Annotated in this window: 21 protein-coding genes, 1 tRNA gene and 2 pseudogenes; 17 read left to right on the top strand and 7 right to left on the bottom strand. The window is 63.1% G+C overall.

Features of this window, described 5'->3' with window-relative positions; genetic code table 11:
- Position 1: 1 nt before the first annotated feature.
- The 3 genes from NKI39_RS02270 to NKI39_RS02280 all read right to left on the bottom strand — a co-directional run bounded on the left by NKI39_RS02270 (position 2) and on the right by NKI39_RS02280 (position 2,394).
- A complete protein-coding gene (locus NKI39_RS02270; RefSeq protein WP_352470153.1) occupies positions 2–436 on the bottom strand; it encodes a DUF2948 family protein in 435 nt (144 codons plus the stop codon).
- Positions 437–737: 301 nt separating this feature from the next.
- Positions 738–2,030 (bottom strand): UDP-N-acetylglucosamine 1-carboxyvinyltransferase, encoded by a 1,293-nt coding sequence (gene murA / locus NKI39_RS02275; protein WP_023677408.1) that lies wholly within the window; start codon positions 2,028–2,030, stop codon positions 738–740.
- 157 nt (positions 2,031–2,187) lie between these two features.
- Positions 2,188–2,394 carry a hypothetical protein gene (locus tag NKI39_RS02280; RefSeq protein ID WP_352501732.1) on the bottom strand — a complete coding sequence of 69 codons (207 nt, stop codon included), beginning with the start codon at positions 2,392–2,394 and terminating at the stop codon, positions 2,188–2,190.
- A 160-nt stretch (positions 2,395–2,554) separates the two neighbouring features.
- Between NKI39_RS02280 and NKI39_RS02285 the strand changes: the two genes are divergently transcribed.
- A tRNA-Thr gene (locus NKI39_RS02285) sits at positions 2,555–2,629 on the top strand.
- 165 nt (positions 2,630–2,794) lie between these two features.
- Here NKI39_RS02285 and NKI39_RS02290 read toward each other — a convergent pair.
- From NKI39_RS02290 to NKI39_RS02300, 3 genes are all read right to left on the bottom strand, one after another.
- Positions 2,795–3,133: a BRA0787 family protein gene (locus NKI39_RS02290; RefSeq protein WP_352501733.1), complete on the bottom strand. Its 339-nt coding sequence runs from the start codon at positions 3,131–3,133 to the stop codon at positions 2,795–2,797.
- 67 nt (positions 3,134–3,200) lie between these two features.
- Positions 3,201–3,428: a hypothetical protein gene (locus NKI39_RS02295; RefSeq protein WP_352819321.1), complete on the bottom strand. Its 228-nt coding sequence runs from the start codon at positions 3,426–3,428 to the stop codon at positions 3,201–3,203.
- A 295-nt stretch (positions 3,429–3,723) separates the two neighbouring features.
- Entirely contained in the window at positions 3,724–5,526 is a 1,803-nt protein-coding gene (locus tag NKI39_RS02300; RefSeq protein ID WP_352501735.1) for a dipeptide ABC transporter ATP-binding protein, read from the bottom strand.
- 191 nt (positions 5,527–5,717) lie between these two features.
- Here NKI39_RS02300 and NKI39_RS02305 point away from each other — a divergent pair, with 191 nt between their 5' ends.
- From NKI39_RS02305 to NKI39_RS02380, 16 genes and pseudogenes are all read left to right on the top strand, one after another.
- Positions 5,718–7,076 (top strand): LLM class flavin-dependent oxidoreductase, encoded by a 1,359-nt coding sequence (locus NKI39_RS02305; protein WP_352501736.1) that lies wholly within the window; start codon positions 5,718–5,720, stop codon positions 7,074–7,076.
- A 22-nt stretch (positions 7,077–7,098) separates the two neighbouring features.
- Entirely contained in the window at positions 7,099–7,875 is a 777-nt protein-coding gene (locus tag NKI39_RS02310) for a DUF427 domain-containing protein (protein ID WP_352501737.1), read from the top strand.
- Between the two features lie 33 nt (positions 7,876–7,908).
- On the top strand, positions 7,909–9,543 hold the full coding sequence (locus tag NKI39_RS02315) for an ABC transporter substrate-binding protein (RefSeq protein WP_352501738.1): 1,635 nt from the start codon (positions 7,909–7,911) through the stop codon (positions 9,541–9,543).
- Positions 9,544–9,550: 7 nt separating this feature from the next.
- Complete coding sequence (locus NKI39_RS02320; RefSeq protein WP_352830522.1) at positions 9,551–10,510, top strand: ABC transporter permease; 960 nt, start codon at positions 9,551–9,553, stop codon at positions 10,508–10,510.
- Positions 10,507–11,394: an ABC transporter permease gene (locus NKI39_RS02325; RefSeq protein ID WP_352830525.1), complete on the top strand. Its 888-nt coding sequence runs from the start codon at positions 10,507–10,509 to the stop codon at positions 11,392–11,394. Before NKI39_RS02320 ends, NKI39_RS02325 begins: the two co-directional genes overlap by 4 nt.
- Positions 11,395–11,593: 199 nt before the next feature.
- Positions 11,594–12,163 (top strand): FMN reductase, encoded by a 570-nt coding sequence (msuE, locus tag NKI39_RS02330; protein WP_352501741.1) that lies wholly within the window; start codon positions 11,594–11,596, stop codon positions 12,161–12,163.
- 29 nt (positions 12,164–12,192) lie between these two features.
- Positions 12,193–13,293 (top strand): dimethylsulfone monooxygenase SfnG, encoded by a 1,101-nt coding sequence (sfnG, locus tag NKI39_RS02335; RefSeq protein WP_023722893.1) that lies wholly within the window; start codon positions 12,193–12,195, stop codon positions 13,291–13,293.
- 55 nt (positions 13,294–13,348) lie between these two features.
- Entirely contained in the window at positions 13,349–14,251 is a 903-nt protein-coding gene (locus NKI39_RS02340) for an ABC transporter ATP-binding protein (RefSeq protein WP_352517943.1), read from the top strand.
- Positions 14,251–15,147, top strand: a complete 897-nt coding sequence (locus NKI39_RS02345; RefSeq protein ID WP_352453924.1) for a branched-chain amino acid ABC transporter permease — start codon at positions 14,251–14,253, stop codon at positions 15,145–15,147. The genes NKI39_RS02340 and NKI39_RS02345 overlap by 1 nt, the downstream gene beginning before the upstream one ends.
- A gap of 3 nt (positions 15,148–15,150) precedes the next feature.
- The gene (locus tag NKI39_RS02350) at positions 15,151–16,188 is read left to right on the top strand and encodes a branched-chain amino acid ABC transporter permease (protein ID WP_352517944.1); all 1,038 of its coding nucleotides are present in this window, start codon (positions 15,151–15,153) and stop codon (positions 16,186–16,188) included.
- A gap of 49 nt (positions 16,189–16,237) precedes the next feature.
- Positions 16,238–17,569 (top strand): annotated as a pseudogene (locus NKI39_RS02355) (ABC transporter substrate-binding protein).
- 64 nt (positions 17,570–17,633) lie between these two features.
- Positions 17,634–18,425, top strand: coding sequence for an ABC transporter ATP-binding protein (locus NKI39_RS02360; protein WP_352475067.1), 792 nt, complete (start codon positions 17,634–17,636; stop codon positions 18,423–18,425).
- A pseudogene (locus NKI39_RS02365) lies at positions 18,422–19,669 on the top strand (SfnB family sulfur acquisition oxidoreductase). The gene NKI39_RS02360 and the pseudogene NKI39_RS02365 overlap by 4 nt, the downstream one beginning before the upstream one ends.
- A gap of 33 nt (positions 19,670–19,702) precedes the next feature.
- Positions 19,703–20,878, top strand: a complete 1,176-nt coding sequence (gene ssuD, locus NKI39_RS02370; protein ID WP_352503581.1) for an FMNH2-dependent alkanesulfonate monooxygenase — start codon at positions 19,703–19,705, stop codon at positions 20,876–20,878.
- A complete protein-coding gene (locus tag NKI39_RS02375) occupies positions 20,875–22,293 on the top strand; it encodes an FAD/NAD(P)-binding protein (RefSeq protein WP_352541736.1) in 1,419 nt (472 codons plus the stop codon). The genes ssuD and NKI39_RS02375 overlap by 4 nt, the downstream gene beginning before the upstream one ends.
- Before the next feature lie 27 nt (positions 22,294–22,320).
- Entirely contained in the window at positions 22,321–22,839 is a 519-nt protein-coding gene (locus tag NKI39_RS02380; RefSeq protein WP_352453638.1) for a flavin reductase family protein, read from the top strand.
- A gap of 333 nt (positions 22,840–23,172) precedes the next feature.
- Here the strand turns inward: NKI39_RS02380 and NKI39_RS02385 are convergent, their stop codons facing one another.
- Positions 23,173–23,790: a cupin domain-containing protein gene (locus tag NKI39_RS02385; protein ID WP_352453637.1), complete on the bottom strand. Its 618-nt coding sequence runs from the start codon at positions 23,788–23,790 to the stop codon at positions 23,173–23,175.
- Between the last annotated feature and the right edge of the window lie 401 nt (positions 23,791–24,191).

A 24,191-nucleotide genomic window follows, 5' to 3' on the forward strand; every position in this document is an offset into this window, starting at 1 on the left:
CTCAAACCCTGTGGACCGGGCGCGACGTCGCTTCCCAGGCGCCGCCGACATCGGCAAGCCGCGCCTCGATGCATTCGACATCGAGCATGATCGCGCCGCCGCCCGAAAAGATCAGCTCGACGATGCCGGCCGGTTTGTCGAGCGCGAGAAAGCTGATCGCCAGCAGTGACAGCACCTCGTCCGGCTTGTCGCGGGCAATGCCGCTGGTCTTGGCGCCGAGCACCCGGTCGAAATGCAGCACGGCCTGCCGCCGCTCATTGTGCTGGCGGAAGAAGCCGGATTTCGCCTCCCAGACGAAGCGGTTCATGGTCAGCACGAAGCGCTTTACCGAAGGCAGGTATTCGAGATCGCTGACCTTCATGACGGCATCCTGGACATGCGCCGAGATGATGCTCAGATCCTGATCGTCGAGCGCGACAAGCTTGAGGCCATTCATGCGGAATTCGCACCTGCGATTTGATTATTCGACCTTCTGTTAGGCGGTCTTTCCTGCTCGTGCAACCGCGCCGGAGGTCTTGTCCAGGCAATCGCCCCGGTCAGCGCTGCCCCTCATCCCCCTGCCGGGACCTTCTCCCCGTATAGGGACGGGGAGAAGGGGCTGGCCGCAACCTCGGCACCCTCCCGCAACGCTGGAGATTGGCGAAATCCTTCGCGAGGCGTCCCTTCTCCCCGTCCCTATACGGGGAGAAGATGCCGGCAGGCAGATGAGGGGCAGCGCCGACCTGAGCCTGCTATGGTCACCCCGAAATGCGCTCGATCTCCGCGCCGCAGCCGGACAGCTTTTCCTCCAGCCGCTCGAAGCCGCGGTCGAGATGGTAGACGCGGTTGACCGTGGTTTCGCCTTCGGCTGCAAGGCCGGCAATGACCAGCGACACCGAGGCGCGAAGATCGGTCGCCATGACCGGCGCGCCCTTCAGCTTCGCTACGCCGTCGACGATCGCCGTCTGGCCGGACAGCGTGATGTGGGCGCCGAGCCGGGCGAGTTCCTGGACGTGCATGAAGCGGTTTTCGAAGATCGTCTCGGTGATGCGCGACTTGCCCTTGGCCATCGTCATCAGGCCCATGAACTGCGCCTGCAGATCGGTCGGGAAAGCCGGGAAGGGCGCCGTCGTCACATCGACCGGCGAAATGCCGGCGCCGTTGCGCCTGACGCGGATGCCGGAATTAGTCTGCGTGATCTCGGCGCCGGTCTGCGAAATGATGTCGAGCGCCGTCTGCAACAGGTCGGGCCGCGCGCCTTCCAGCACGACGTCGCCGCCGGTCATCGCCACCGCCATCGCATAGGTGCCGGTCTCGATGCGGTCGGGGATCACCCTGACGCGAGCACCCGACAGCGCCTCGACGCCGTCGATGGTGATGGTCGCCGTGCCGGCGCCCGAGATCTTCGCGCCCATGGCGTTGAGGCATTCGGCGAGATTGACAATCTCCGGCTCGCGCGCGGCGTTTTCGAGCACCGTCTCGCCCTTGGCCAGCGAGGCCGCCATCATCAGCACATGGGTGGCGCCGACCGAAACTTTCGGGAACACATAACGGTTGCCGACAAGCCGGCCGTTCCTGGTCTTGGCGATGACGTAGCCGGTGTCGACGTCGATATCGGCGCCCAGCGCCTGCAGGCCTTCGAGGAAGAGGTCAACCGGCCGTGTGCCGATTGCGCAGCCGCCGGGCAGCGACACCTTGGCCTCGCCCATGCGGGCCAGCAGCGGTCCGATCACCCAGAACGACGCCCGCATCTTCGACACCAGCTCGTAAGGCGCCGTCGTGTCGACGATGTTGCGGGCCGAGAAAGTGATGGTGCGCGAATAGCCTTCCTGCTGCTTTTCGCGGCGGCCATTGACCGAATAGTCGACGCCGTGATTGCCGAGGATGCGGATCAGCTGCTCGACATCGGCCAGATGCGGCACGTTTTCCAGCGTCAGCGTGTCATCGGTCAAAAGCGCGGCGATCATCAGCGGCAGCGCAGCGTTTTTCGCGCCCGAGATCGGAATGCTTCCGGCAAGCTTGTTGCCGCCGACAATTCTGATGCGATCCATGAAGAGCGTCCCCTCGGCGCCAAGGCCGGTTTAAATCGGTTGAGTCTGTTGCGGCCATCTAGACCATTGGCCGGCTTGGTTCAAGAAACAGGCTACTCCCCACTTTGGCCCACGCCGACTTGGCCAAAGTACCGGCGACCAACATAGCCGATTCGCGTTAATCTTTTTTCATCACCGCTTGCAGCCCCTCCGGCCGCTTGTCGGCGTCGCCGGCTCTTCGTGAGCGCGATTGCGCCTTGCGCTTCTGCAGGTTGGCGCGCAACTGCTCGGCCAGCCGGTCCTTGCGGCCCGTTCCGGCCTTTTTCGCTGAACCATCCTTCTTCGGTGATCCATCCTTGTTCGGAGAAACTGTCTTGCCGTTCATCGTTCTGCCCCCGGCCGGCGACCCGCCGGTGCATATAAAGGGATAGCCAACATTGTGGCACGGCCATGTCCGCAACGATCGCCCGGTGCGGCCTTTCAACCCGTCTTTGTCTTGGCCTTGCGCTTGCCGGTTCGATATGGCAGAAGCCCCGCCATCGGCGGCTGCGGTAGCTCAGTGGTAGAGCACTCCCTTGGTAAGGGAGAGGTCGAGAGTTCAATCCTCTCTCGCAGCACCAGTCTATCCGCACCATGCAGAGCTATGGCCATCGCCGCGCATGACCGACTGAGCAAATAGAGGCTATCAGGGCAGATCGCGACGCATACCGGCTGAATGATACGGAGCCGAGCTGCCTTGTGCCCGGCTCCTCCGGCTTTGACGGGAACCTATGCAGCGTCGCCTGTTAGTTGCCGACGTCGCCGCCCCGGAGCCGCTTCACGCACAAAGCGCGAAGGACCAGAGCGGCATCGGCGTAAGTGATCGCCTTTTCGCCGCCGAAAACCAGTGCATTGCCGACAACCTCTAGGACATCGCCCTCGATGCGCCAAGGAAGAATATCGGTGCAGGTCCGCATGCGGCCGAAGACCGAACTGATCGGCACCATCTGGTCCTCAAATTCCACGTGCGGCTCGTCCGTTCCCGGAATCCAGGTTTGGTAAGCTTCCAAGGCATCGTCGAAGGCTCCGTGCAAATGAATCGGAGCATGGCCCTCATGCAGTGCGGGTAAAAGGCGTGTGGTCATCGGTCTCCTCCTGGATCGCGGCAGCCAGCCAATGCTGCCAGGTAACCCCCGCATTTCGATGATTGGTCTATGGCCGGATGCGACGGGCGCCTACCCAATAGCCGCAAGTGCCGATGCCCCAATAGAAGGCTTCATCCCGTCCTGAGCGGCGAAATTTCGCCTCGGAGTCAGAAGCGTCGTCCGCCTGCGCCTGATCCGGCGCATAACGTGAACGCTCCATGGGCGGGAAAAGGGCGCCGATCACGATCCTGATACAGCCCGGAACGGGTTCCAGAAATGTCTGCGTCATCGTCATCTCCTGATCCTGCGAACATGGACGGCGAAAAGTCAGGCACTTGAAGCGGGCAGTATGACCGGCTTCTTAGCAAATGTCTATCAAACTTGTAGACATTGGCTTGTAAGGAGCGAGCCTCAGACGAAATACCATGCGAGCTTGCCTGTGACTACGGTGGATGCTTGATCGCCAAGCTTCCTGCTATCCGCGCCTCGAACGGCCGCAGCTCCCGGTCTCTTGGCACTTTGCGACGGGGATCAGCTCCATCGCGCCTTCCTCGCGAGCGCGACGGATCTTCAGAATGATGATCCGTCCTTCATGAACCTTGGTCGAGCCGCCAACATGCGATCAGGTGCTCGTCGCCAGCTTGGCTGAGGGGCGGTTCGGCTTTCCAGCAATCGGCAACAGCGAGCGAGCAACGGCCGGCGAAGGCGCATCCCTGGCTCGGGCCCGCCGCGATGTCGGCCTGAGAGATGATCTTCGGCGCTGCATCGTCTGAAGACGCCGCCAGCAGCAGTTTCGTATAGGGATGATTGGGTCCGTGAAAAATCTGGTCGGATGAGCCGGTTTCGACCAGGCGGCCGCGGTACAGCACGCCGATCCTGTCGGCCATGTAGCGCACGACCCTGAGATCGTGGCTGATGAACAGATAGGTCGTGTCCTTGTCGCGCTGCAGGTCGTTGAGCAGGTTGAGAACAGTTGCCTGGACGGAAACGTCGAGCGCCGAAGTGGGTTCGTCGAGCACGACGACCTTCGGCACGCCGGCGAAGGCCCGTGCGATGGCCGCCCGTTGCCGCTGGCCGCCGGATAGTGATCGCGACTTCTGCTCGGCTGTGGCGCCGGCAAGGCGAACCGATTGCAGCAAATCGCTGACGCGGGCCTTTATCTCACTGCTGCGCAGGCCGGCGAGCCGGCGCAGCGGGCGGCCGAGGATCCTGCCGATCCGCTTACGCGGGTTTAGCGTGCGATCCGGCGACTGGAAAACCATCTGCACATCGCGGCGTTCGCCAAGACTTCTCTTCTCGACGCGCGGTGCGACCGTCCTGCCGAACAGTTCGACCGATCCGGCGTCTGGCATCTGTAGGCCGGTGACGATCCTTGCCAGGGTCGACTTGCCGGAACCGGACTCGCCGATCAGCCCGAAGGTCTCGCCGTGGCCGATATCGAGATCGACATTGCTGAGCACCGGTTGGCTGCCGAAGGCATGGCTGATACCTTTACAGGCGATCGCGATTCGGCGTTCTTTGCGCTCGCCGGCATCTTCATTCTGGACCGCTGAGTGCGATGGCAGGCCGTCCGTCTCCGCCAGTCTTCCATTCCGCTTCGTGTAGTTGAGCGCCGGGATCGAGGCGATCAGCGCCTTCGTATAGGCGTGAGAGGGGTTGTCGAAGATATCGCCGGCGGCGCCGCTTTCGACCACGGTTCCCGACTGCATCACCGCCACCCGGTCGCAGGAGCGGCGGATCATGTTGATGTCGTGGCTGATCAGCAGAATGCTGGTCTTGTGGTCCCTGCGCAGGCCGGAGAGGATGGCGATGATCTCGGACTGGACGCTGGCGTCGAGCGCCGTCGTCGGCTCGTCCAGCACCAGCAGCGACGGGTCGAGCGCAATCGCGATGGCGATGTTGGCGCGCTGCTGCATGCCGCCGGAGAGTTCGTGTGGATAGAGCCCCAGCACCCGTTCCGGATGGCTCACCCGAACGCGCCCGAGCAGTTCGCAAGCCCGCTCGCGCGCCTCGTCACGGCGCACCGGGCGATGCCGCATGATCGTCTCGGTGATCTGGCGACCGATCGTCATGCTTGGGTTGAGGGCCGCGCCCGGGTGCTGGTAGACGGCGGCGATGTGATTTCCCCTGAGTTGGCGCAACTGCTCGGCGGAGAGGTCGCGGATTTCGCGGCCCTGGAACTCCAGCGCTGACGCCGCGATGCGGGCATTCTTCGGCAGATAGCGCAGGATGGCGAGCGCCACCGAGCTTTTCCCCGATCCAGACTCGCCGACAAGGCCGAGTGCTTCGCCTTCGCCTATGCGCAGGGAGACGCCACTGACGGCGGGATGCGATCCATTGCGCCCGTCATAGGCGATGGAAAGCTGGTCGACGTTCAGAACCGAGGAGGACATTGGGAGCTTGAAACCACTTTCTTCCAGCGTCGCGATCGAGGGCAATCGCTTCCACTTTCGCAACGCATTATATCTATAAAGTTACTCGAATTAGGACGGAGCGCAATCTAACTTTCATGGCTCAAGAGCGATTGTCGCCGCTTGCCGAAGCAGTGCGACAATCTCCGGAGCAGATCTGGAAGGAGACCGGCATGGCTCGAGACCACATGATCCTCAGCGCATTTTTCTTCAACCCGCAGGGCGATCATCGGATGTCGTGGCGCCATCCGCGGGCGCCGGGCCGGGAGGTGCTGGACTTCGAGTTCTACCGTGATCTCGTGCAGGCGGCCGAGCGGGCCAGGATCGACACCATCTTCGTCGCCGACCACGTTTCGATCTGGGATTCGGTCAAGAGCGGTGTCGCCCACTACGCCAATGCCCGCCTTGAGCCATTGACGCTGCTGTCGGCACTGGCCGGCGTGACCAAACACATCGGCCTGATCACCACGGCGTCGAGCTCGTACAGCGAGCCCTACAATGTTGCGCGCATGTTCGCCTCGCTCGACCATATCAGCAAGGGCAGGGCGTCGTGGAACGTCGTCACATCGGCCATGGACGAGGAGGCGCGCAATTTCGGCCGCGACGGCAACATCGAACATGCGTTCCGCTATGAGCGCGGGGCCGAATTCCTCGATATCGTCAAGGCGCTTTGGGACAGCTGGGAAGACGAGGCGCTGCTGATCGACAAGGAGACGGGCTATTTCGCCGATCCCGACAAGGTCCACCCCATCGATCACAAGGGCAAGCACTTCAAGGTGCGCGGACCCCTCAACGTCTCGCGGCCGCCGCAGGGCCACCCGCTGATCGTCCAGGCAGGCTCGTCCGAGGACGGCAAGAACTTCGCCGCCGCCCAGGCCGATGCGCACTTCGCCATCTACAGCACCAAGGAGGATGGAATCAAATATCGCCAGGATATCAACGAGCGGCTTGCCCGCCACGGCAGGCGGCCGGAGAGCTTTAAGATCCTGCCGGGGATCCTGCCGATCGTCGCCGCCTCCGAGGCGGAGGGCCGGGAACGGCAGGAATACCTGCAGACGCTGCTTCCCGATCAGGTCGGCATCGACCTTCTGTCAAGCTGGAGCGGGTTGGATCTCTCAGTCTATCCGCCAGACGGGCCGCTGCCGCCGCTACCGGACGAGAGCACGTTCAATGGCGGACGGACATCGCTCAACCGGGTCAAGGAATGGTCGAAGCAGAATCTCAGCCTACGCGACATCGCCCGCAAGCTCGCCAACAGCGGTTCGGTCCCGACTGTCGTGGGCACGCCCAAACAGATCGCCGACCAGTTGCAGGACTGGTTCGTTTCAGGCGCCGCCGACGGCTTCAACCTGATGTTCCCGCTGCTGCCCGAGGACTGGGTGAATTTCGCCGAGCAGGTGGTGCCGGAGCTGCAGCGCCGCGGCGTGTTCCCGACCGAATACGCGCCAGGAACGCTGCGCGACCGCTTCGGTCTGGCGCGGCCGGCAAACCGCTTCGCCGAGCAGCGCGACAACGCACGCGCCGTGTCCTGACATCCGCTTCGGAGCAACGATCATGACAGCAGCACCCAGACTTCAGCCGCGCGAAGCCACGGCCCCGCATCTCGTCAATGTCCTGCACAGTCCCAAGCGCGTCCGCGTCAAATTCGGCGGCCGCACGATCGCCGACAGCCGCAACGTGCTCGTGCTGCGCTCCAACCATTTCCTGCCGATCTATTTCTTCCCGCCGTCAGCGGTAGACCCGTCGGTGCTGAAGCCCTCGCTGCATCGCGAACCGCATCCAGTCGGTGGCGAGACGGCCTATTGGGATATCGACACCGGCGACAGGCGCAGTGCCAACGCGGCGTGGGCGTTCATCTCGCCGCCGGACGAATCGCTGGCGTCCCTGGCTGGCCGCATCGCCTTCACCTGGAAGGCCGTCGACCAATGGTTCGAGGAGGACGAAGAGGTCTTCGTCCATGCGCGAGACCCTTATGCGCGCATTGATGTGCTGCAAAGCACGAGCCATGTGCAGGTCTGGTTCGACGGCGAGCCGATCGCCGACAGTCACCGCCCGGTGCTTTTGTTCGAGACCCATCTGCCGACGCGTTTCTATCTGCCGGCGGAAGACATCCGGCTGGAGCGGCTGACGGCGTCCGTTACAACGACGCGATGTCCCTACAAGGGCATTGCCTCCTACTGGTCGGGGCTGCTGAGCGACGGAACGGTGCGCCCGGACATCGCCTGGAGCTACCGGGATCCAATCGTCGAAATGCCGAAGATCAAAGGCCTCATCGCCTTCTATCCGCAGGCCGTTGACCGCATCCATCTCGACGGCGAACCCGTCGCATAGGTTTTTAATTTTCATTTCAAAGCAGGGTTTAACATGACCAAACGCAGGGATATCGACGCACTTCGCAGCCTGTCGGGGGACATCTGGAATGTCGCCGTCGACGAATATCAGGGCGGCTTTCTCAAGCGCCGCGATCTCCTGAAATACGCCGCACTGCTCGGCCTGACAGGCTTTGCCACCTCGCAGGGGTTCGGAGCCGCGCGCGCCGCGGCCGCCGGCGGTACGGTCCGTGTCGGGCTCGGTCAGCCGACCAAGGCGATCGATCCGGTTTCGGTGACCGATCCGGCCAGCATCGGGGTGATCAGCCAGGTCGGCGAATATCTGATCCTCGACGATCCGAAGGACGGTCTCCAGCCGAAGCTCGCTTTGTCCTGGGAGGCCGACGAGACAGCCAGCCGCTGGACCTTCAAATTGCGGCAAGGAGTGAAATTCCACGATGGCCGCGCCGTCACCGCCAAGGACGTGGTGGCGAGCTTCGAGCGGCTGGTCGATCCCGCCAGCGGCTCGTCGGCGCTCTCAGCCTACAAGGGCATCCTGTCCAAGGGTGGCGCCAAACTGGTCGACGATCAGACAATCGCCTTCGATCTCGACGGTCCCAACAGCAACTTTCCCTTCTATGTCTCCTCCGACGTCTACAATGCCGTCATCCTGCCGGCCGACTATACCGGCGATTTCGAGAAGACTTTCAACGGCACCGGCCCGTTCAAGCTCGAATCCTTCCGTCCCAAGCAAGGCGCGAGCTTCGTGCGCAATGACGATTACTGGGGCGACAAGGCGCTGCCCGACCGCATCGAGATCAAGTTCTTCGACGACGAGCAGGCGCAGGTGCTGGCGCTGCAGGCCGGCCAGCTCGACGTCATCCCCAGCACGACGCGCCTGGAACTGGCGATCGAGGGCAACCCCAACTTCAAGCTGCTCAGCGTGCAGGCAAGCTCGCATGACCAGGTGCATCTCAGAACCGACCAGGCGCCGTTCACCGACAAGCGCATCCGCCGCGCGCTGGCACTCACCATCGACCGCGAGGCGGTGGTCAAGGGGCTGCTGAAGGGCCGCGCCATCGTCGGCAACGACACCCCGTTCGCGCCGATCTTCCCTTCGGCCGATCCGTCGGTGCCGCAGCGCAAGCAGGATATCACGGAGGCCAAGCGGCTGCTTGGCGAGGCCGGCGTGCCGAACGGCTTCGAGGTGACGCTGACCACCGAACGCGCCTATGACATTCCCGACTATGCGGTGATCATCCAGAACTTCGCCAAAAAGGTCGGCATCGATGTCAAGCTCAATGTCCTGCCGCAGGACGCCTATTACGGCTCGGCGACCTTCGGCAGCTCGCCTTGGCTGGATTCGGTTCTCGGCATCACCGACTACGGCCATCGCGGCACGCCCGACATCTTCCTCAACGCCACGCTGAAGAGTACGGGAGCCTGGAACGCGGCGCATTTCAACAACCCCGGCTATGATGCGCTGCTGCTCGACTACTCGAAGGCGCGTGACCTCAATGCCCAGCGCCTTGCTGCCGGCAAGATCCAGACGCTTTTGCTTGACGAGACGCCGGCGATCATCAGCTACTTCTCGCAATACAGCCGGATTGTCAGCTCGAAGGTCGAGGGCGTGCGCTTCACCGCAATCTCGCATCTGCTGCTCGATCGCGTTTCCTTCGTCCAGGCATGATCGCGACATGCTGACCGGCCGCATTCTGTCAGCGCGTGTGGGCACTCTTGTCCTCACGCTGTGGCTTGTCAGTGTCCTGGTTTTCTTCGCCGGGCAGGTTTTGCCCGGCGATGTCGGCCGCGTGATGCTCGGGCCGTTTGCCGACGCGCAGGCGGTGGCGGAGCTGAACAAGCGGCTGGGCGCCGACCAGCCAGTTCTCGTCCAGTATTGGCTCTGGTTCAGCAAGGCGGTGTCAGGCGATTTCGGCACCTCGCTTTCGATGCACGCGCCGGTGGCCCCGTTCGTGCTGGGGAGCCTGAAGCGCTCCGCATCCCTTGCCGGCATTATTTTGGTCTTTCTCATTCCGCTCGGGGTTGGCGGCGGTGTCATCGCCGGTCTCAACGCCGGCCGCCTCATCGACCGGCTGATCGTGATGGCGGGCGTCTCCTTAGGCATCGTGCCGGATTTTGTGTCCGGCCTGATGCTGCTCATCGTTTTCGGCCTGTGGCTGAACTGGTTCCCGATCTCAGGCGTTGCGCCGGATGGCGCGGGCTTCTGGACGCAAGGCTATTATCTGATCCTGCCGGCGCTGCCGCTGGTGCTCAATCTTGCCGGCTACATCGCCCGGATGACGCGGGCCGGCGTGATCGAGGCGATGGCCGCCAACTACACACGCACCGCCGTCCTGAAAGGGCTTGAGCGGCGCGAGATCATCCTTCGGCACGTGCTGCGCAATGCGCTGACCCCGACCATCGCGGTGCTGGCGACGCAGACCGGATACATGCTTGGCGGGCTGGTTGTGATCGAAGCGCTGTTCGGCATCCAGGGACTTGGCAATCTGGTTCTGAACGCGGCCAAGGCGCGAGATTTCCCGATGCTTGAAGCGGGGGTGCTGGTGATGGCGGCAATCTTTGTTCTTTCGGCGGCGGCGGGCGACTTCGTGCTGGCCTTGCTCGATCCGCGGCAACGCCGTCGGACCTCGCCATGACGGATCTGACGGAGTTTCCCGCATCACGGCGCGCCGTGGCCGGTTTTCCGGCGGTGCGCAGGATCGGCAGTGCCTTCTCCGGACTGCCCCCATCGGTCGTGATCGGAACGCTGCTGCTACTGTTCTGGGTCGTATGCGCGGTAGCAGGCAATCTTTTCGTTCCGTATAATCCCTATGCCGAGGATTTTCTGGCGATGCTGACGCCGCCCGATGCCTCGCATTGGTTCGGGACCGATCAGCTCGGCCGCGACGTGCTGTCCCGCATTATCGTCGGATCGCGCGATATCCTGCTGGTCGCGCCGCTGGCGACGCTGGTCGGCGTTGCCGCCGGCAGCATCATCGGTCTGGTGCTCGGCTATTTCGATGGCCTCACCGATGCCATCGGCGCGCGGCTGCTCGATACACTGATGGCGTTTCCATTCATCGTTCTCGTCACCATGACGCTGGTGGCGATCGGGCCGTCGAACCTGACGGTCGTCCTGGTGATCGGCATCGCCTATGCGCCGCTGGTGGCGCGCACCGTCCGCGCCGCCGTGCGCGAGCAGAAGGAGCGCGACTATGTCAGCGCCGCCCGGCTTGGCGGCGAAGGCGCGCTCCCCATCATGTTCCTGGAGATTTTGCCCAACATCAGGGAGACGATCCTCATCGAGCTCGTCACTCGGCTGGGCTACGCGTTCTTTTCGATCGCGACGCTGAGTTTTCTCGGCCTCGGCATCCAGCCGCCTTCCGCCGATTGGGGACTGGCCGTCGCCGACGGCTACGGCTTCCTGACCGGCGGTAAATGGTGGGTCGTCGTTTTCAATTCCGGCGCGATCGTTTCACTGGTCATGGCAACGAACCTAATTGCCCAAGGCTTAGGCGCGTTTGAAAATGATGATGGATGAATGCGAAGCCGTATTGATGGCCTGAGCTTCGGTCTGCTCGCTATACGGACATTGCTACGTCCATTAGCAGAACGGCATTTTTCTCTGCGAGGCCGAAAAATCGGAACGTAGTTCCTTACCTCTATAGATTTTATCGAATATCGTCTGCGCCGGTTTGGAAATGACCCGATGCGCATGCAGGGTCCGGGAGATTGACGAGTTGGGAAGGCTATCGGTTCTCGGAATATCCGGCGGCGTAAGCACACCATCGCGCACTACCGCGGTGGTCAACGCGCTGGTCAAGGCAGTCGCCTTGCGCGTCCCGGCAGACACCGGCGTGATCGAAATCACCGAGGCGGCGCCTTCGATTTTCGCCGGGCTGTCTCGTCGTGCGCTCGGCGCGTCTGGCGAAGCGATCATCCAGCGTGTCGAGAAGGCCGACCTGCTCGTGGTCGGAACGCCGGTCTATCGGGCGTCCTACACCGGCGCTCTCAAGCACCTGTTCGACCTCGTCGATCATCGTGCACTGACGGGCAAGACCGTGCTTCTCGCGGCAACCGGCGGAAGTCCATACCATGGCCTGGTTCTCGAACATCAGCTCCGGCCATTGTTCGGTTTTTTCGGGGCCGTCACCGTCCCGACCGGCGTCTACGGCGCGCCCGACGATTTCGTCGATGCCAAGATCGTCGGCGCGGCGATTATCGAGCGCATCTCACGGGCCGCTACCGAAGCGATTTCCTTGCTTAATTCCAGTCATGCAAATGCTGCCGTCGCCACGCGCGTCGGTTGAAGCCAATCAAAAAGGGGAAACGAAACGAAATGACCTCGAATTCCGACAACGTGAAGTTCGCCTACTGGGTCCCGAACGTCTCGGGCGGCCTGGTCATCTCCAACATCGAGCAGCGGACCGGCTGGGACATCGACTATAACCGCAAGCTCGCCCAGATCGCCGAGGCCAACGGCTTCGACTACGCGCTGAGCCAAATACGCTTCACGGCCGGCTATGGCGCCGACAACCAGCACGAATCGGTATCGTTCAGCCATGCCTTGCTTGCGGCGACCACAACGCTGAAAGTCATCGCGGCGATCCTGCCCGGCCCATGGAATCCAGCGCTGGCGGCCAAGCAGATAGCCACCATCAACCACCTGACCAATGGCCGTGTCGCCGTCAATGTCGTCAGCGGCTGGTTCCGCGGTGAGTTCGCCGCCATCGGCGAGCTGTGGCTCGACCATGACGAGCGCTATCGCCGTTCGGAGGAATTCATCCGTGCGCTGCGCGGCATCTGGACCGAGGACAATTTCACTCTGAAGGGCGACTTCTATCGCTTTACCAACTACTCGATGAAGCCGAAGCCGATCGATCCGCAGCCGGAGATCTTCCAGGGCGGCTCATCACGCGCGGCGCGCGACATGGCTGCGCGGGTTTCCGACTGGTATTTCACCAACGGCAACACGCCGGAAGAGATCAAGAAGCAGGTTGACGACATCAAGACCAAGGCGAAGGCCAATGGCCACAAGGTCAAGATCGGCGTCAACGCCTTTGCCATCGCTCGCGAAACCGAGGCAGAAGCGCGCACCGTGCTCGACGAGATCATCGCCAAGGCCAATCCGGAGGCGGTGCAGGGTTTCGCCGATCAGGTCAAGAATGCCGGCAAGGCGTCGCCGGAAGGCGAGGGTAACTGGGCGAAATCCTCGTTCGAGGATCTTGTCCAATACAATGACGGCTTCCGCAGCAATCTCATCGGCACGCCGGAACAGATTGCCGAACGCATCCTCAAGCTGAAGGATGCCGGCGCGGATCTGATACTGCTCGGCTTCCTGCATTTCCAGGAAGAGGTGGAGTTCTTCGGCAAGCGCGTCATCCCTCTGGTGCGCGAACTGGAAGCGGCGCGCGACAGGGAGCTCGTCGCCGCGGAATAGGACACGCGCGGCCTCCAGGCCGCCGCCCGCACGCCTTTAAAATCAGGGACGTTTCATGATTGGTGCTTCGCTGGGAGCCGCCGCATACGAGCGCGCGCCCGAAATTTCCGGCATTCTTGCTGGTGCTGGTCCCGTCGAGGACACGCGCCCGGCGCGCCTGTCGGCAAAGGCTGATGCGATCCTGGCGCTGGGCGGGATCAGCATTTCCTTTGGTGGCGTCACGGCACTGCGGGATGTCGACCTCGAGGTCAAAAGCCGCGAGATTCGCGCTGTGATCGGTCCCAATGGCGCCGGCAAATCCTCGCTGATCAACATCATCAGCGGCCTCTATCACGCCGATCAGGGCAAGATCGCGATCGATAGCCAGTCCTTCTCCCGGGTGTCGGCAAGCCGTCTGGCACGGCTCGGCGTCGCGCGCACCTTCCAGAACCTGGCACTGTTCGGTGGGCTTTCAGTGCGCGACAACATCGCGTCGGGCCGCGTCCACACCCGGCGCGCCAGCTTCGTCGAACATATCGCCGGTCTACCGCGCGCCCGGCGCGAAGATGCCGCGATCGCTGAAAAGGTCGACCAGACAATCGCCTTCCTGCATCTCGAGGCCGTCGCCGATCGCCTGGTCGCAACGCTGCCCTACGGCCTGCAGAAGCGGGTCGAACTGGCGCGCGCGCTTGTCGCCGAGCCGAAGATCCTGCTGCTCGACGAGCCGATGGCCGGCATGACGGCGACCGAGAAGGCCGAGATGGCCGGTTTCGTGCGCGCAGCGCGCGACCGGCACGACGTCACCATCATCCTCATCGAACACGACATCGGCGTGGTCATGGGGCTCTCCGACCGCGTCGCCGTGCTCGACTACGGCCGCAAGATCGCCGACGGGACACCGGCCGAGGTCAGGGCCAATCCGGCGGTGATCCGGGCCTATATCGGCACCGCCGAAGGCGAAGATGGCGAGGGCATCTGATGAGCTACTATGATTTCCTCTTCGTCATCGAGGTGCTGGTCGGTGGCTTGCTCTCAGGCGTCATGTATTCGCTCGTCGCCATCGGTTTCGTGCTGATCTACAAGACGTCGGGCGTGCTGAACTTCGCGCAAGGGTCGATGGTGCTGTTCGCCGCACTCACCTTTGTCAGCCTTGTCGAACGCGGCATCCCGTTTGCGCTTTCAATGCTCATTACCCTCGCGGTCATGGTTGCGCTGGGCTTCACCATCGAGCGAACTGTGCTGAGGCCGCTGGTCAATCGCTCGCCGATGACGCTGTTCATGGCCACGCTTGGCCTGTCTTACATCATTGAAGGCGCTGCCCAGTTGGTGTGGGGCACGCAGGTGCACGGGCTCGATCTCGGCATCGACGACACGCCGTTCGAGGTCGGCGGTATCCTGATATCGTCGTTCGATCTTCTTGCTGCAGGCATTGCCGCGGCGATGGTCGCCGGCTTGAGCGCATTCTTCTATTGGACCCGCGTCGGCCTAGCGTTTCGCGCCGTCGCAGACGACCAGTTCGCGGCGCTCGCCGTCGGGCTGCGGCTGCCCCGGATCTGGGGAACGGTGTGGACGGCCGCGGGGTTCGTGGCACTGGTCGCGGGGCTTTTGTGGGGCGCGCGCCTCGGCGTCCAGTTCTCGCTGTCGCTGATCGTGCTGAAGGCGCTGCCGGTGCTGGTGCTTGGCGGCTTCGATTCTATCCTCGGCGCCATCGTCGGCGGCCTCATCATCGGCGCCAGCGAGAAGCTCGCCGAGGTCTACCTCGGACCCTTTGTCGGTGGCGGCATCGAAGGCTGGTTCGCCTATGCGCTGGCGCTGGTCGTCCTGCTGGTGCGCCCCTCCGGCCTGTTTGGCCAGAAGACTGTCGAAAGGGTCTGACCGATGGCCGTGCAAGCGCTCGATGCCGCAAGGCTTCCCATCGACTGGCAGAGGTTAGCTCTGCCCGTCGCCCTGATTGCCGTGGCCTACGGCCTGATCCCCGCCTATGCGTCGAGCTATCTCGTCGAGGCGATCCTGCTGCCGTTCCTTGCGCTCAGCCTGGCGGCGGTCGGCCTCAACCTTTTGACCGGCTATTGCGGCCAGCTTTCGCTGGGCTCCTCCGCCTTCATGGCGGTCGGCGCTTTCGCCGCCTACAATTTCAACCTTCGGGTCGAAGGACTGCCGCTGGCTGCGACCATGATCCTGGCCGGGATTTCAGCCGCCGGCATCGGCGTCGTGTTCGGATTGCCGAGCCTGCGCCTGCGCGGCTTCTATCTCGCCGTCTCGACGCTCGCCGCCCAGTTCTTCGTGCAGTGGGCGCTGACCAAGTTCGGGTGGTTCTCCAACGACAACCCTTCCGGGGTGATCTCGGCGCCGCACCTTGCCGTTGCGGGCTTCTCGCTCGACAAGGCGACGGGCCGCTACCTGCTCTCGGTGACCACGGTCATCGTGCTCACGGCGCTCGTCTGGCGCCTGGTCAACAGCGCGACCGGCCGCAATTTCATCGCCGTGCGCGACAACGAAACCGCCGCGCGGGTGATCGGCGTCCCTGTGCTGAAGACCAAGCTGCTCGCGTTCGCCATCTCGTCCTTCATCATCGGCGTCGCCGGGGTGCTGTGGGCCTTCACCTATCTGCGCACCGTCGAGCCGGCCGGCTTCAATCTCGACCGCTCGTTCCAGATCCTGTTCATCATCATCATCGGCGGGCTGGCCTCGATACGCGGCGCCTTTCTGGGAGCGGCGTTCATCGTCGTCTTTCCGCTCATCCTGTCGCGGCTTGGCGCCTTCCTGTTTGGCGGACTGTTCGATTCGGGTGTTCTCGACATGAGCCAGCGCATCGTGCTCGGCGCGCTCATCATCATCTTCCTCATCGCGGAACCGAACGGGCTGTCGGCCCTCTTCGACCGCCTGAAACGACGGATCGGCTCAAGGTCCAGCTGAGCGCCGCTCGACATCCTCTCACGGACCACAACCTCAGGAGACGCAATCCATGACCTTCTTCAGTCACCTCAAGAAAGCGGCGATCGCCACGGCTTTCGTCCTCGGCGCGACGGCGGTCCACGCCGACGAGCAGTATTTTCCCCTGTAGAGCTACCGCGTCGGCCCTTATGCCGCCGGCGGCACCGGCTTCTTCGGCGGCTTCATCGACTATCTCAACCTGATCAACATCCGCGACGGCGGCGTCAACGGCGTCAAACTGACCTGGAGCGAGGGCGAGACGCAGTATGAGGTCGAGAAGGGCGTCGAGGTCTATGAACGATTGAAGAGCAATCCCGGCATCGCCGCCTGGAACCCGCTTTCGGTCGGCATCGCCTATGCCATGATCGACCGCATCACCGATGACAAGGTGCCGCTGATTACCATCAACCACGGCCGCACCGACACCACGGACGGACGCGTGTTCCCTTACGTCTTCCCGCTGCTGCTCAATCCCTACAGCGAGACCTCGGGCATCGTGAACTATATCGCCTCCAAGGAAGGTGGCCTCGACAAGCTCAAGGGCAAGAAGATCGTCGTGCTCTATCACGGCTCGCCCTATGGCAAGGAGACGATTCCGATCTATGAGCTGCTGTCGCAGAAATACGGCTTCGAGCTGTCGCAGATCGAGGTTCCGCATCCAGGCAACGAGCAGCAGGCGCAGTGGCTGATGATCCGTCGCGAGCATCCGGACTATGTGGTGCTGCGCGGCTGGGGCGTGATGAACCCGGTTGCGCTCAAGACCGCGCAGAAGACCGGCTTCCCGGCCGATCACATCGTCGGCAATGTCTGGTCGAATTCGGAAGAGGATGTGATCCCCGCCGGCGATGCCGCCAAGGGCTATACGGCCATCACCACCCAGGCGTCAGGCGAGCAGTATCCGGTAGTCCAGGAGATCGTCAAAACGGTCTACGGCGCCGGCAAAGGCAATCTCGAGGAAAAGAGCCGTATCGGCTCGGTCTACCACAATCTCGGCATCGTCAACGGCATCCTCAATGTCGAGGCGGTCCGCATCGCGCAGGCCAAGTTCGGCAACCGCACGCTCACCGGCGACGAAGTCCGCTGGGGCTTCGAGCATCTCAAGCTCGATCCGGCACGCGTCGAGGCGCTCGGCGCCAAGGACCTGTTCCACTCGATCAACGTCTCCTGGGACAATCACGAAGGTGACGGCTACGTGACCTTCCAGCAGTGGGACGGCAAGAAGTGGAACGTCGTCTCCGACTGGATTGCGCCCGACTGGAAGCTGCTGCGTCCGATCATCGAGAAGTCGTCCGAGGCCTATGCCAAGGAAAAGGGCATCAAGATCCGCACGGCCGAAGACGCCGAAGCAGTGGTCAGCAACTGAAGTCCAACAACTCGCGGCCGGCCCACGGGCCGGCCGCGATTTCCTGCCTATTGCGGAGTCATCGATGTCCAGCCCGGAAAATCCGATCCTGTCGGTCAGTCGCGTGGAGGCCGTCTACAACGGCGCCATCGCCGCCCTGCACGGTGTCGACCTGTCGGTCGGCAAAGGCGAGATCGTCGCACTGCTCGGCTCCAACGGCGCCGGCAAGACGACGCTGCTACGCGCCGTATCCAATCTCCTCCCGGCCGAGCGCGGCACTGTTACCGCTGGTCGGATCACTTTCGACGGCGAGGATGTCTCCAGGGCAAGCCCCTCTCACCTCGTCCGCAAGGGTCTGGTCCAGGTCCTCGAGGGCCGACACTGCTTCCGCTCGCTGACGGTCGAGGAGAACCTTCTGACCGGCGCGCTCGGGCGTTCGTCCTCCCGCACCGGCGTCAAGGCCGACCTCGACCGCGTCTATGCGCTTTTCCCCAGGCTCACCGAGAAGCGGCGAACCCGGTCCGGCCTCACCTCCGGCGGCGAGCAGCAGATGACGGCGATCGGCCGCGGTCTGATGTCGCGGCCGAAACTCTTCGTGCTGGACGAGCCTTCGATGGGGCTGGCGCCGCTGATCGTCGACGAGATTTTCAGCGCTTTGAAGCGGCTCAATCGGGACGAAGATCTTTCGATCCTTGTCGCCGAGCAGAATTCGGCAGTGGCGCTGAAATATGCCGACCGCGCCACCGTGCTCGAAAACGGAAAGAGCGTGCTGGAAGGGTCGGCCGCCGACCTGCGCCAGCGCGACGACATCAAGACCTACTATCTCGGCGGCACGCCGCTTCCATCGCAACATTTTCCCCAGGAGACCGCAGCATGACCATCCAATCGAAGCAGCCGTCCGATATCCGCAGCGCCGTCCCCCCGGTTGAGCGTCCGTCGGCCAGAGCGCATGTCATCAAGACCGACGCCGAGGCGATCGCTGTGGCGGAAAAACTGGCCGCAGACTTCGCCAAGGACGCCGCCAGGCGGGACCGCGAGCGCATCTGGCCGAAGGAAGAGCTCGATGCGTTTTCGCAGAGCGGCCTGTGGTCGATCAACGTGCCGAAGGCCTATGGCGGACCGGAACTCTCCTATGTGACGCTGTCGAAGGTGATCACCATCATCTCGGCGGCCGATCCGTCGCTCGGCCAGATTCCGCAGAACCATCTCGGCGTCGTCGCCGCCATCCGCACCGTCTCTGATGAGGCCCAGAAGCAGTTGCTCTTCGCCGAAGTTCTGTCCGGCACGCGGTTCGGCAACGCGTTCTCGGAATTCGGCTCCAAGCGGGCGGCCGACTTCGAGACCAAATTCGTCGACGCTGGCGACCACGTCGTGGTCAATGGCCAGAAATTCTATTCCAGCGGCGCGCTGCTCGCCCATCTGGTGCCGATCGTGGCGCTCGATGACGAGGGCCGGGCCTGGTATGCCATCGCCGATCGCGGCGCGCCCGGACTGACGGTCATCGACGACTGGTCGAGCTTCGGCCAGAAGACGACGCTGTCCGGCACAGTCCTGCTGGACAATGTGAAAGTGCCGAAGACGCATCTCGTCCCCGGCTACAAGGGCTATGACCGGCCGACGGCCGACGGCGCCATCTTCCAGATCATCCAGGCTGCTGTCGATCTCGGCATCGCCAACGCGGCGATCGACGAAACCGTCAGCTTCGTGCGCACCAAGTCGCGCGCGTGGATCGACAGCGGCGTCGATCATGCCTGGCAGGATCCCTACACGATCCAGGCGGTCGGCGACCTCCGCCTGCGGGCCAATGCGGCCGAGGCGGTTCTGGACAAGGCCGGCCTTGCGGTCGACCGCGCCGTGGCCGATCCGAACGATAGGACCGTCGCGAAAGCGCAGATCGCCGTTGCCGAATCCAAGATCCTCACCACCGAGATCGCCATCAACGCCACCAACAAACTGTTCGAACTCGCCGGCACGCGATCCACACTGGCCGAGCGCAATCTCGACCGGCACTGGCGCAACGCCCGAACCCACACGCTGCACGATCCGGTGCGCTGAAAATACGCGATCCTCGGCAACTATTACCTGAACGACGTCAATCCGCCGCTACACGCCTGGAGCTGAGCGAGAACGCCGTAAAGTCATAGAGGACTGTTCATGAGCACTGCCATCCCCGACAGGATCAAGGTCCTGTGGTTTCTTCCGACCCATGGCGACAGCCGCTATCTCGGCACCTCCGAGGGGGGCAGGGCGGTCGACCTGCCCTATCTGACCCAGGTCGCCAAGGCCGCCGACGCCATCGGCTATTACGGCGCGCTGCTGCCGACCGGCCGAAGTTGCGAGGACAGCTGGGTCGTGGCGTCGGCGCTGGCGCCGTTGACGCAGCGGCTCCGCTTCCTCGTTGCCGTCCGTCCCGGGCTGCAGTCGCCGACGCTCGCGGCGCGGATGACCTCGACGCTCGACCGCATTTCGGGCGGGCGCCTGCTCATCAACGTCGTCACCGGCGGCGACCCGGTCGAGAACAAGGGCGACGGCATCTTCCTCAGCCATGACGAGCGCTATGAGGTGACGCGGGAATTCCTCGATATCTACAAGGCCGTGCTGCGCGGCGAGACCGTTGCCTACGAAGGCAGACATTTCCGCATCGAGGACGGAAGGCTGCTGTTCCCGCCTGTGCAGACGCCGCATCCGCCGCTATATTTCGGCGGCTCGTCGGAGGCGGCCAATGCGGTCGCCGCCGAGCAGATCGATAAATATCTGACCTGGGGCGAACCGCCGGCTGACGTCGCCGCAAAGGTCGACCATGTGCGCGGCCTTGCCGAGAAGGCCGGACGCCAGGTGAGTTTCGGCATCAGGCTGCATGTCATCGTTCGCGAAACCAATGACGAAGCCTGGGCCGATGCCGACCGCCTGATCAGCCGCCTGGACGACAAGACGATCGCCGAGGCGCAGAAGGTTTTCGCGCGCATGGATTCCGTCGGCCAGTCGCGCATGAGCCGGTTGCATGGCGGCCGTCGCGACAAACTCGAAATCAGTCCGAATCTGTGGGCCGGTGTCGGCCTGGTGCGTGGCGGCGCCGGCACCGCACTGGTCGGCGATGCGGCTACCGTGGCGGCACGGATCGATGAATACCGGCGCATAGGCATCGATACATTCATCCTGTCCGGTTACCCGCATCTGGAGGAAGCCTATCGCTTCGGCGAACTTGTGTTGCCGCAGTTGCCACTCGATCACGAGATCTCAACGCGGCAGACGGCCGTCAACATGGGCCCCTTCGGCGAAACCGTGGCCGGCGACCATCGCCCGTCGGCGCTGCGCGCGAGCCAGTCTTGAGCGCCAGCGCACCGATCATAGCGATTGTCGGCGGCGGCTTTTCAGGTGCGGCGACTGCGTTTCATCTGGCGCGACTGCTCCCGGCCGGTGCATCCGATATCGTGGTCGTCGAGCCCCGCGAGGGGCTCGGCTATGGTCTGGCTTACTCCACGGCCGATCCGGCGCATCGTATCAATGTGCCGGCGTCGAGAATGACGCTGATCTCCGGCCAGGACAGCCACTTTGCCGACTGGCTGGAGCAGACCAGAGCCATTGTAGACGATGCCGAGGCTATTGCCGCCTACGGAGCACTCTACCCGCAGCGTCGCGTTTTCGGGCGCTATGTGGAATCTCATCTCCGGCCCTTCCTTCTCAGCAAAACGATCCGCCATGTCAGGTCCGCCGTCGCATCGGTCGAGCGCACCGGCGAGGGCTACCGTCTGATCCTCGCTGATGGCGGGGCGCTCGCTGCCGACGCCGTGGTGATTGCGACGACGCATCCGCCGCCGGCCTTGCCGATGCCCCTGAAGTCCGTGGCTGGCACAGCCGGGCTGGTGGCCAATCCCTATGATCTCGAGAGGCTGGAAGCGATCGGCCGCGACGACCGTGTCCTGGTCGTGGGCACCGGACTGACGTCGGCGGACGTGATTGCAACGCTCGACCGCAAGGGGCATCGTGGCCACATCGTCGCGCTGTCACGCCACGGCTATCGCTCGCGCGGCCAAGCCGCGATGCTGGCCGATCCAATTGGCGATTTCACGACCCTGCCTTCACGCAGCGCAACGGCACTATTCAGGCGCATCCGGGTAACGATCCTTGATGCCAAGCGCCGGGGCGAAGACTGGCATCCGGTGCTCGATGCTGTCCGACGTCAGGGACAAACCATCTGGCAGGCCTTGCCGCTGGCCGAGCAGCGACGTGTGGCACGCCATCTTCGTGCGCTCTGGGACGTGCATCGCTTCCGCCTCGCGCCGCAAGTTGCGGACGTGCTCGATCGATGCGTCGCCGAGGGCAAGCTTGCCTATCGCGCCGCAACGATTGTCGGCGCCGAACAGGTCGACGGACGCATTTGCGTCAGGCAGCGACTGCGTGGCCAACGCAGCCTCGTTGTCGATGCTTTCGACAGTGTGATCGTGACGACCGGACCGGCGCACGCCGATATCTTGCGGACCAACACGGCGATTGCGGCGCTCGCGCGGATGGGATTGGTCCGGCTCGATCCGATTGGTCTTGGTTTGGATACCGACAGCCAAGGCCGTGCGGTCGGCACATCCGGGCGCCCGACCGATAGCATTTTCGTCAGCGGGCCACTGGCGCGAGGCAGCGTCGGCGAACTGATGGGAATTCCCGAAGTCACCGCGCATGCCGAGCGCATCGCCGCCGAAATTCACCAATGGTTGGGATACCAAACGGCGTTGCGTCGCAAGGCGTCGTGAAGCTGCAAACACGATGAGGCTATCCAGATGACACTGACCGAACGCGTTCCCCTATTGGAAACCTTAGTGGAAACCCGGGTTCCCCTGAAATTTGCGATGCGACACCTGGCCGGAGCTGTCTCCGTGGTCACCGCCGGTGTTGGCGACGAACGGACGGGCGCAACCGTTACCACCGCCCATTCCCTATCGGTCGAACCAGAGGTGATGGTTGTCAGCATCAATCTGAACTCGTCTACCTGGGCAGCCATCAGCCGGCATCGGCATTTCTGCGTGAATGTGCTGCGTGCCGACCAGATCGCGATTGCCGACCGCTTTGCCGGGCGCGGTGGCCTGAAGGGGTCGGCGCGCTACGAGGGCGCTCGCTGGTCCAGCCTTGCAAGCGGCGCACTGGCACTCGACGAGGCGCTTGCCGCGGTCGACTGCGCGGTTGAGGATACTATTATTCGCCACAGCCACGCGCTGATCCTCGGCAGCGTCCGGCATGTGGTGAGCGGAGAGCCGGGCCCGGCGCTGATCTATCATCACGGCGCATACGGATCGTCGTAAACGTATTTCGGTTCCTGGTGCTTGGCGGCGCGGTGAAGGTCCAGGCATTCAAATGAAGGCTTGATCTAGAATGCCTTGGAGAGAAAACAGTAAAGGGGAGGCGGGTCTTTTGGCGTCCAGCCAGAACCGCAGGCTAGAAGTGATTCCCAGCCATTTTGTCGCCCGTCACAATGTTACAAAACTCATCGTAAGTAGTTGATTTTATTATAGATACCTAGAGTTCAATCCTCTCTCGCAGCACCATCGAATTCAGCATGCACCTGTTAGCGTCAACTGGTCGCCGACTGTCTGCAACAGGTGGAGAGCGGAAGTATCATCCCGGGAAATGTCGCCTCAATCGAGGCTGGCCGGCGACGAGAACGGCTGATTGGCGTCGACCACGAAGATGGCCAGCTCATCGAGATCGGTTGTGCCGGCGCTGAACACCTCCATCGGCGTGTTGGCCCCGTGTCCGATCATTGCCGTGCCAGCTTCAGCATAGGTCACTCCGTGGGGCGTTCTCTGGCCGAGCTTGCCGGCCAGCACATAGAAGGCCTCCGGTCCCGGATGCGTATGGATCTTCGTCTTGACGCCGGGCGCTCCACCGGCGCGGTTGACACGCAGCAAATACTCGCTTGCGCTGATCGGAGGGATCGGTCCGATCTCGACGACCTTGGTTCCGCCGGTCGTAGAGCCATCCTTCGGTCCAAGCGTGAACAGCCAGACCTTGCCTGCGACCTCGGCCGCAAGCGAGGTCGGGCCCGCAACGCTTTGGGCTTGCGCCAGCGTTGGCAGATTATCCAGCCGCCAGTACAACGGTCCGGAGGGCAGTTCCTTCACCTTTTTCTCAACCACCGGCTCGACGGCGAATTTGCTGTCTGCGGGCATTGAGGCTGACGTCATCAGCCCGAAAGCACACACCGAGAATATAAGCAGGCCAATACGACGGGCGCTGAGGGAATGCGGCTTCATGGTTGGTCCTCCCTTTCATGGTCGTCCCCTCGACCCAATATTAGCTATAGCATATGTACCGACTTACGGCACGGACCAAGTTTCGAGCGAGCTAAAGCGCCTGCCGCCAAAGAAGACTGTTCATGATGCCAAACCCTCTAGGGAGAGTTTTCAAGCGTTGGAACTAGGTGTCGCGGTGGCATTGGCTGCGATGACGAGTGCCAGCAGCGCAAGGCGTGGCTCCTCCGCGTCGTCAAATGGGTAGCTGACGGCCCCCGTTTAGAGTTCGAAGCAGTCTTGCCCCCAGGCTACTGTGTCTGACGTGAGTCCAACGGTCCAGCCGTCCAAGATCGGCCCGCGCATGGCGGCCAGCCCCGTTCGGGCGGGCGCCCGAAAATGCCTGAGGTGCCAAGCATCTCGCC

It is taken from the genome of Mesorhizobium sp. M0664, from assembly GCF_040320565.1.
Classification (GTDB): domain Bacteria; phylum Pseudomonadota; class Alphaproteobacteria; order Rhizobiales; family Rhizobiaceae; genus Mesorhizobium.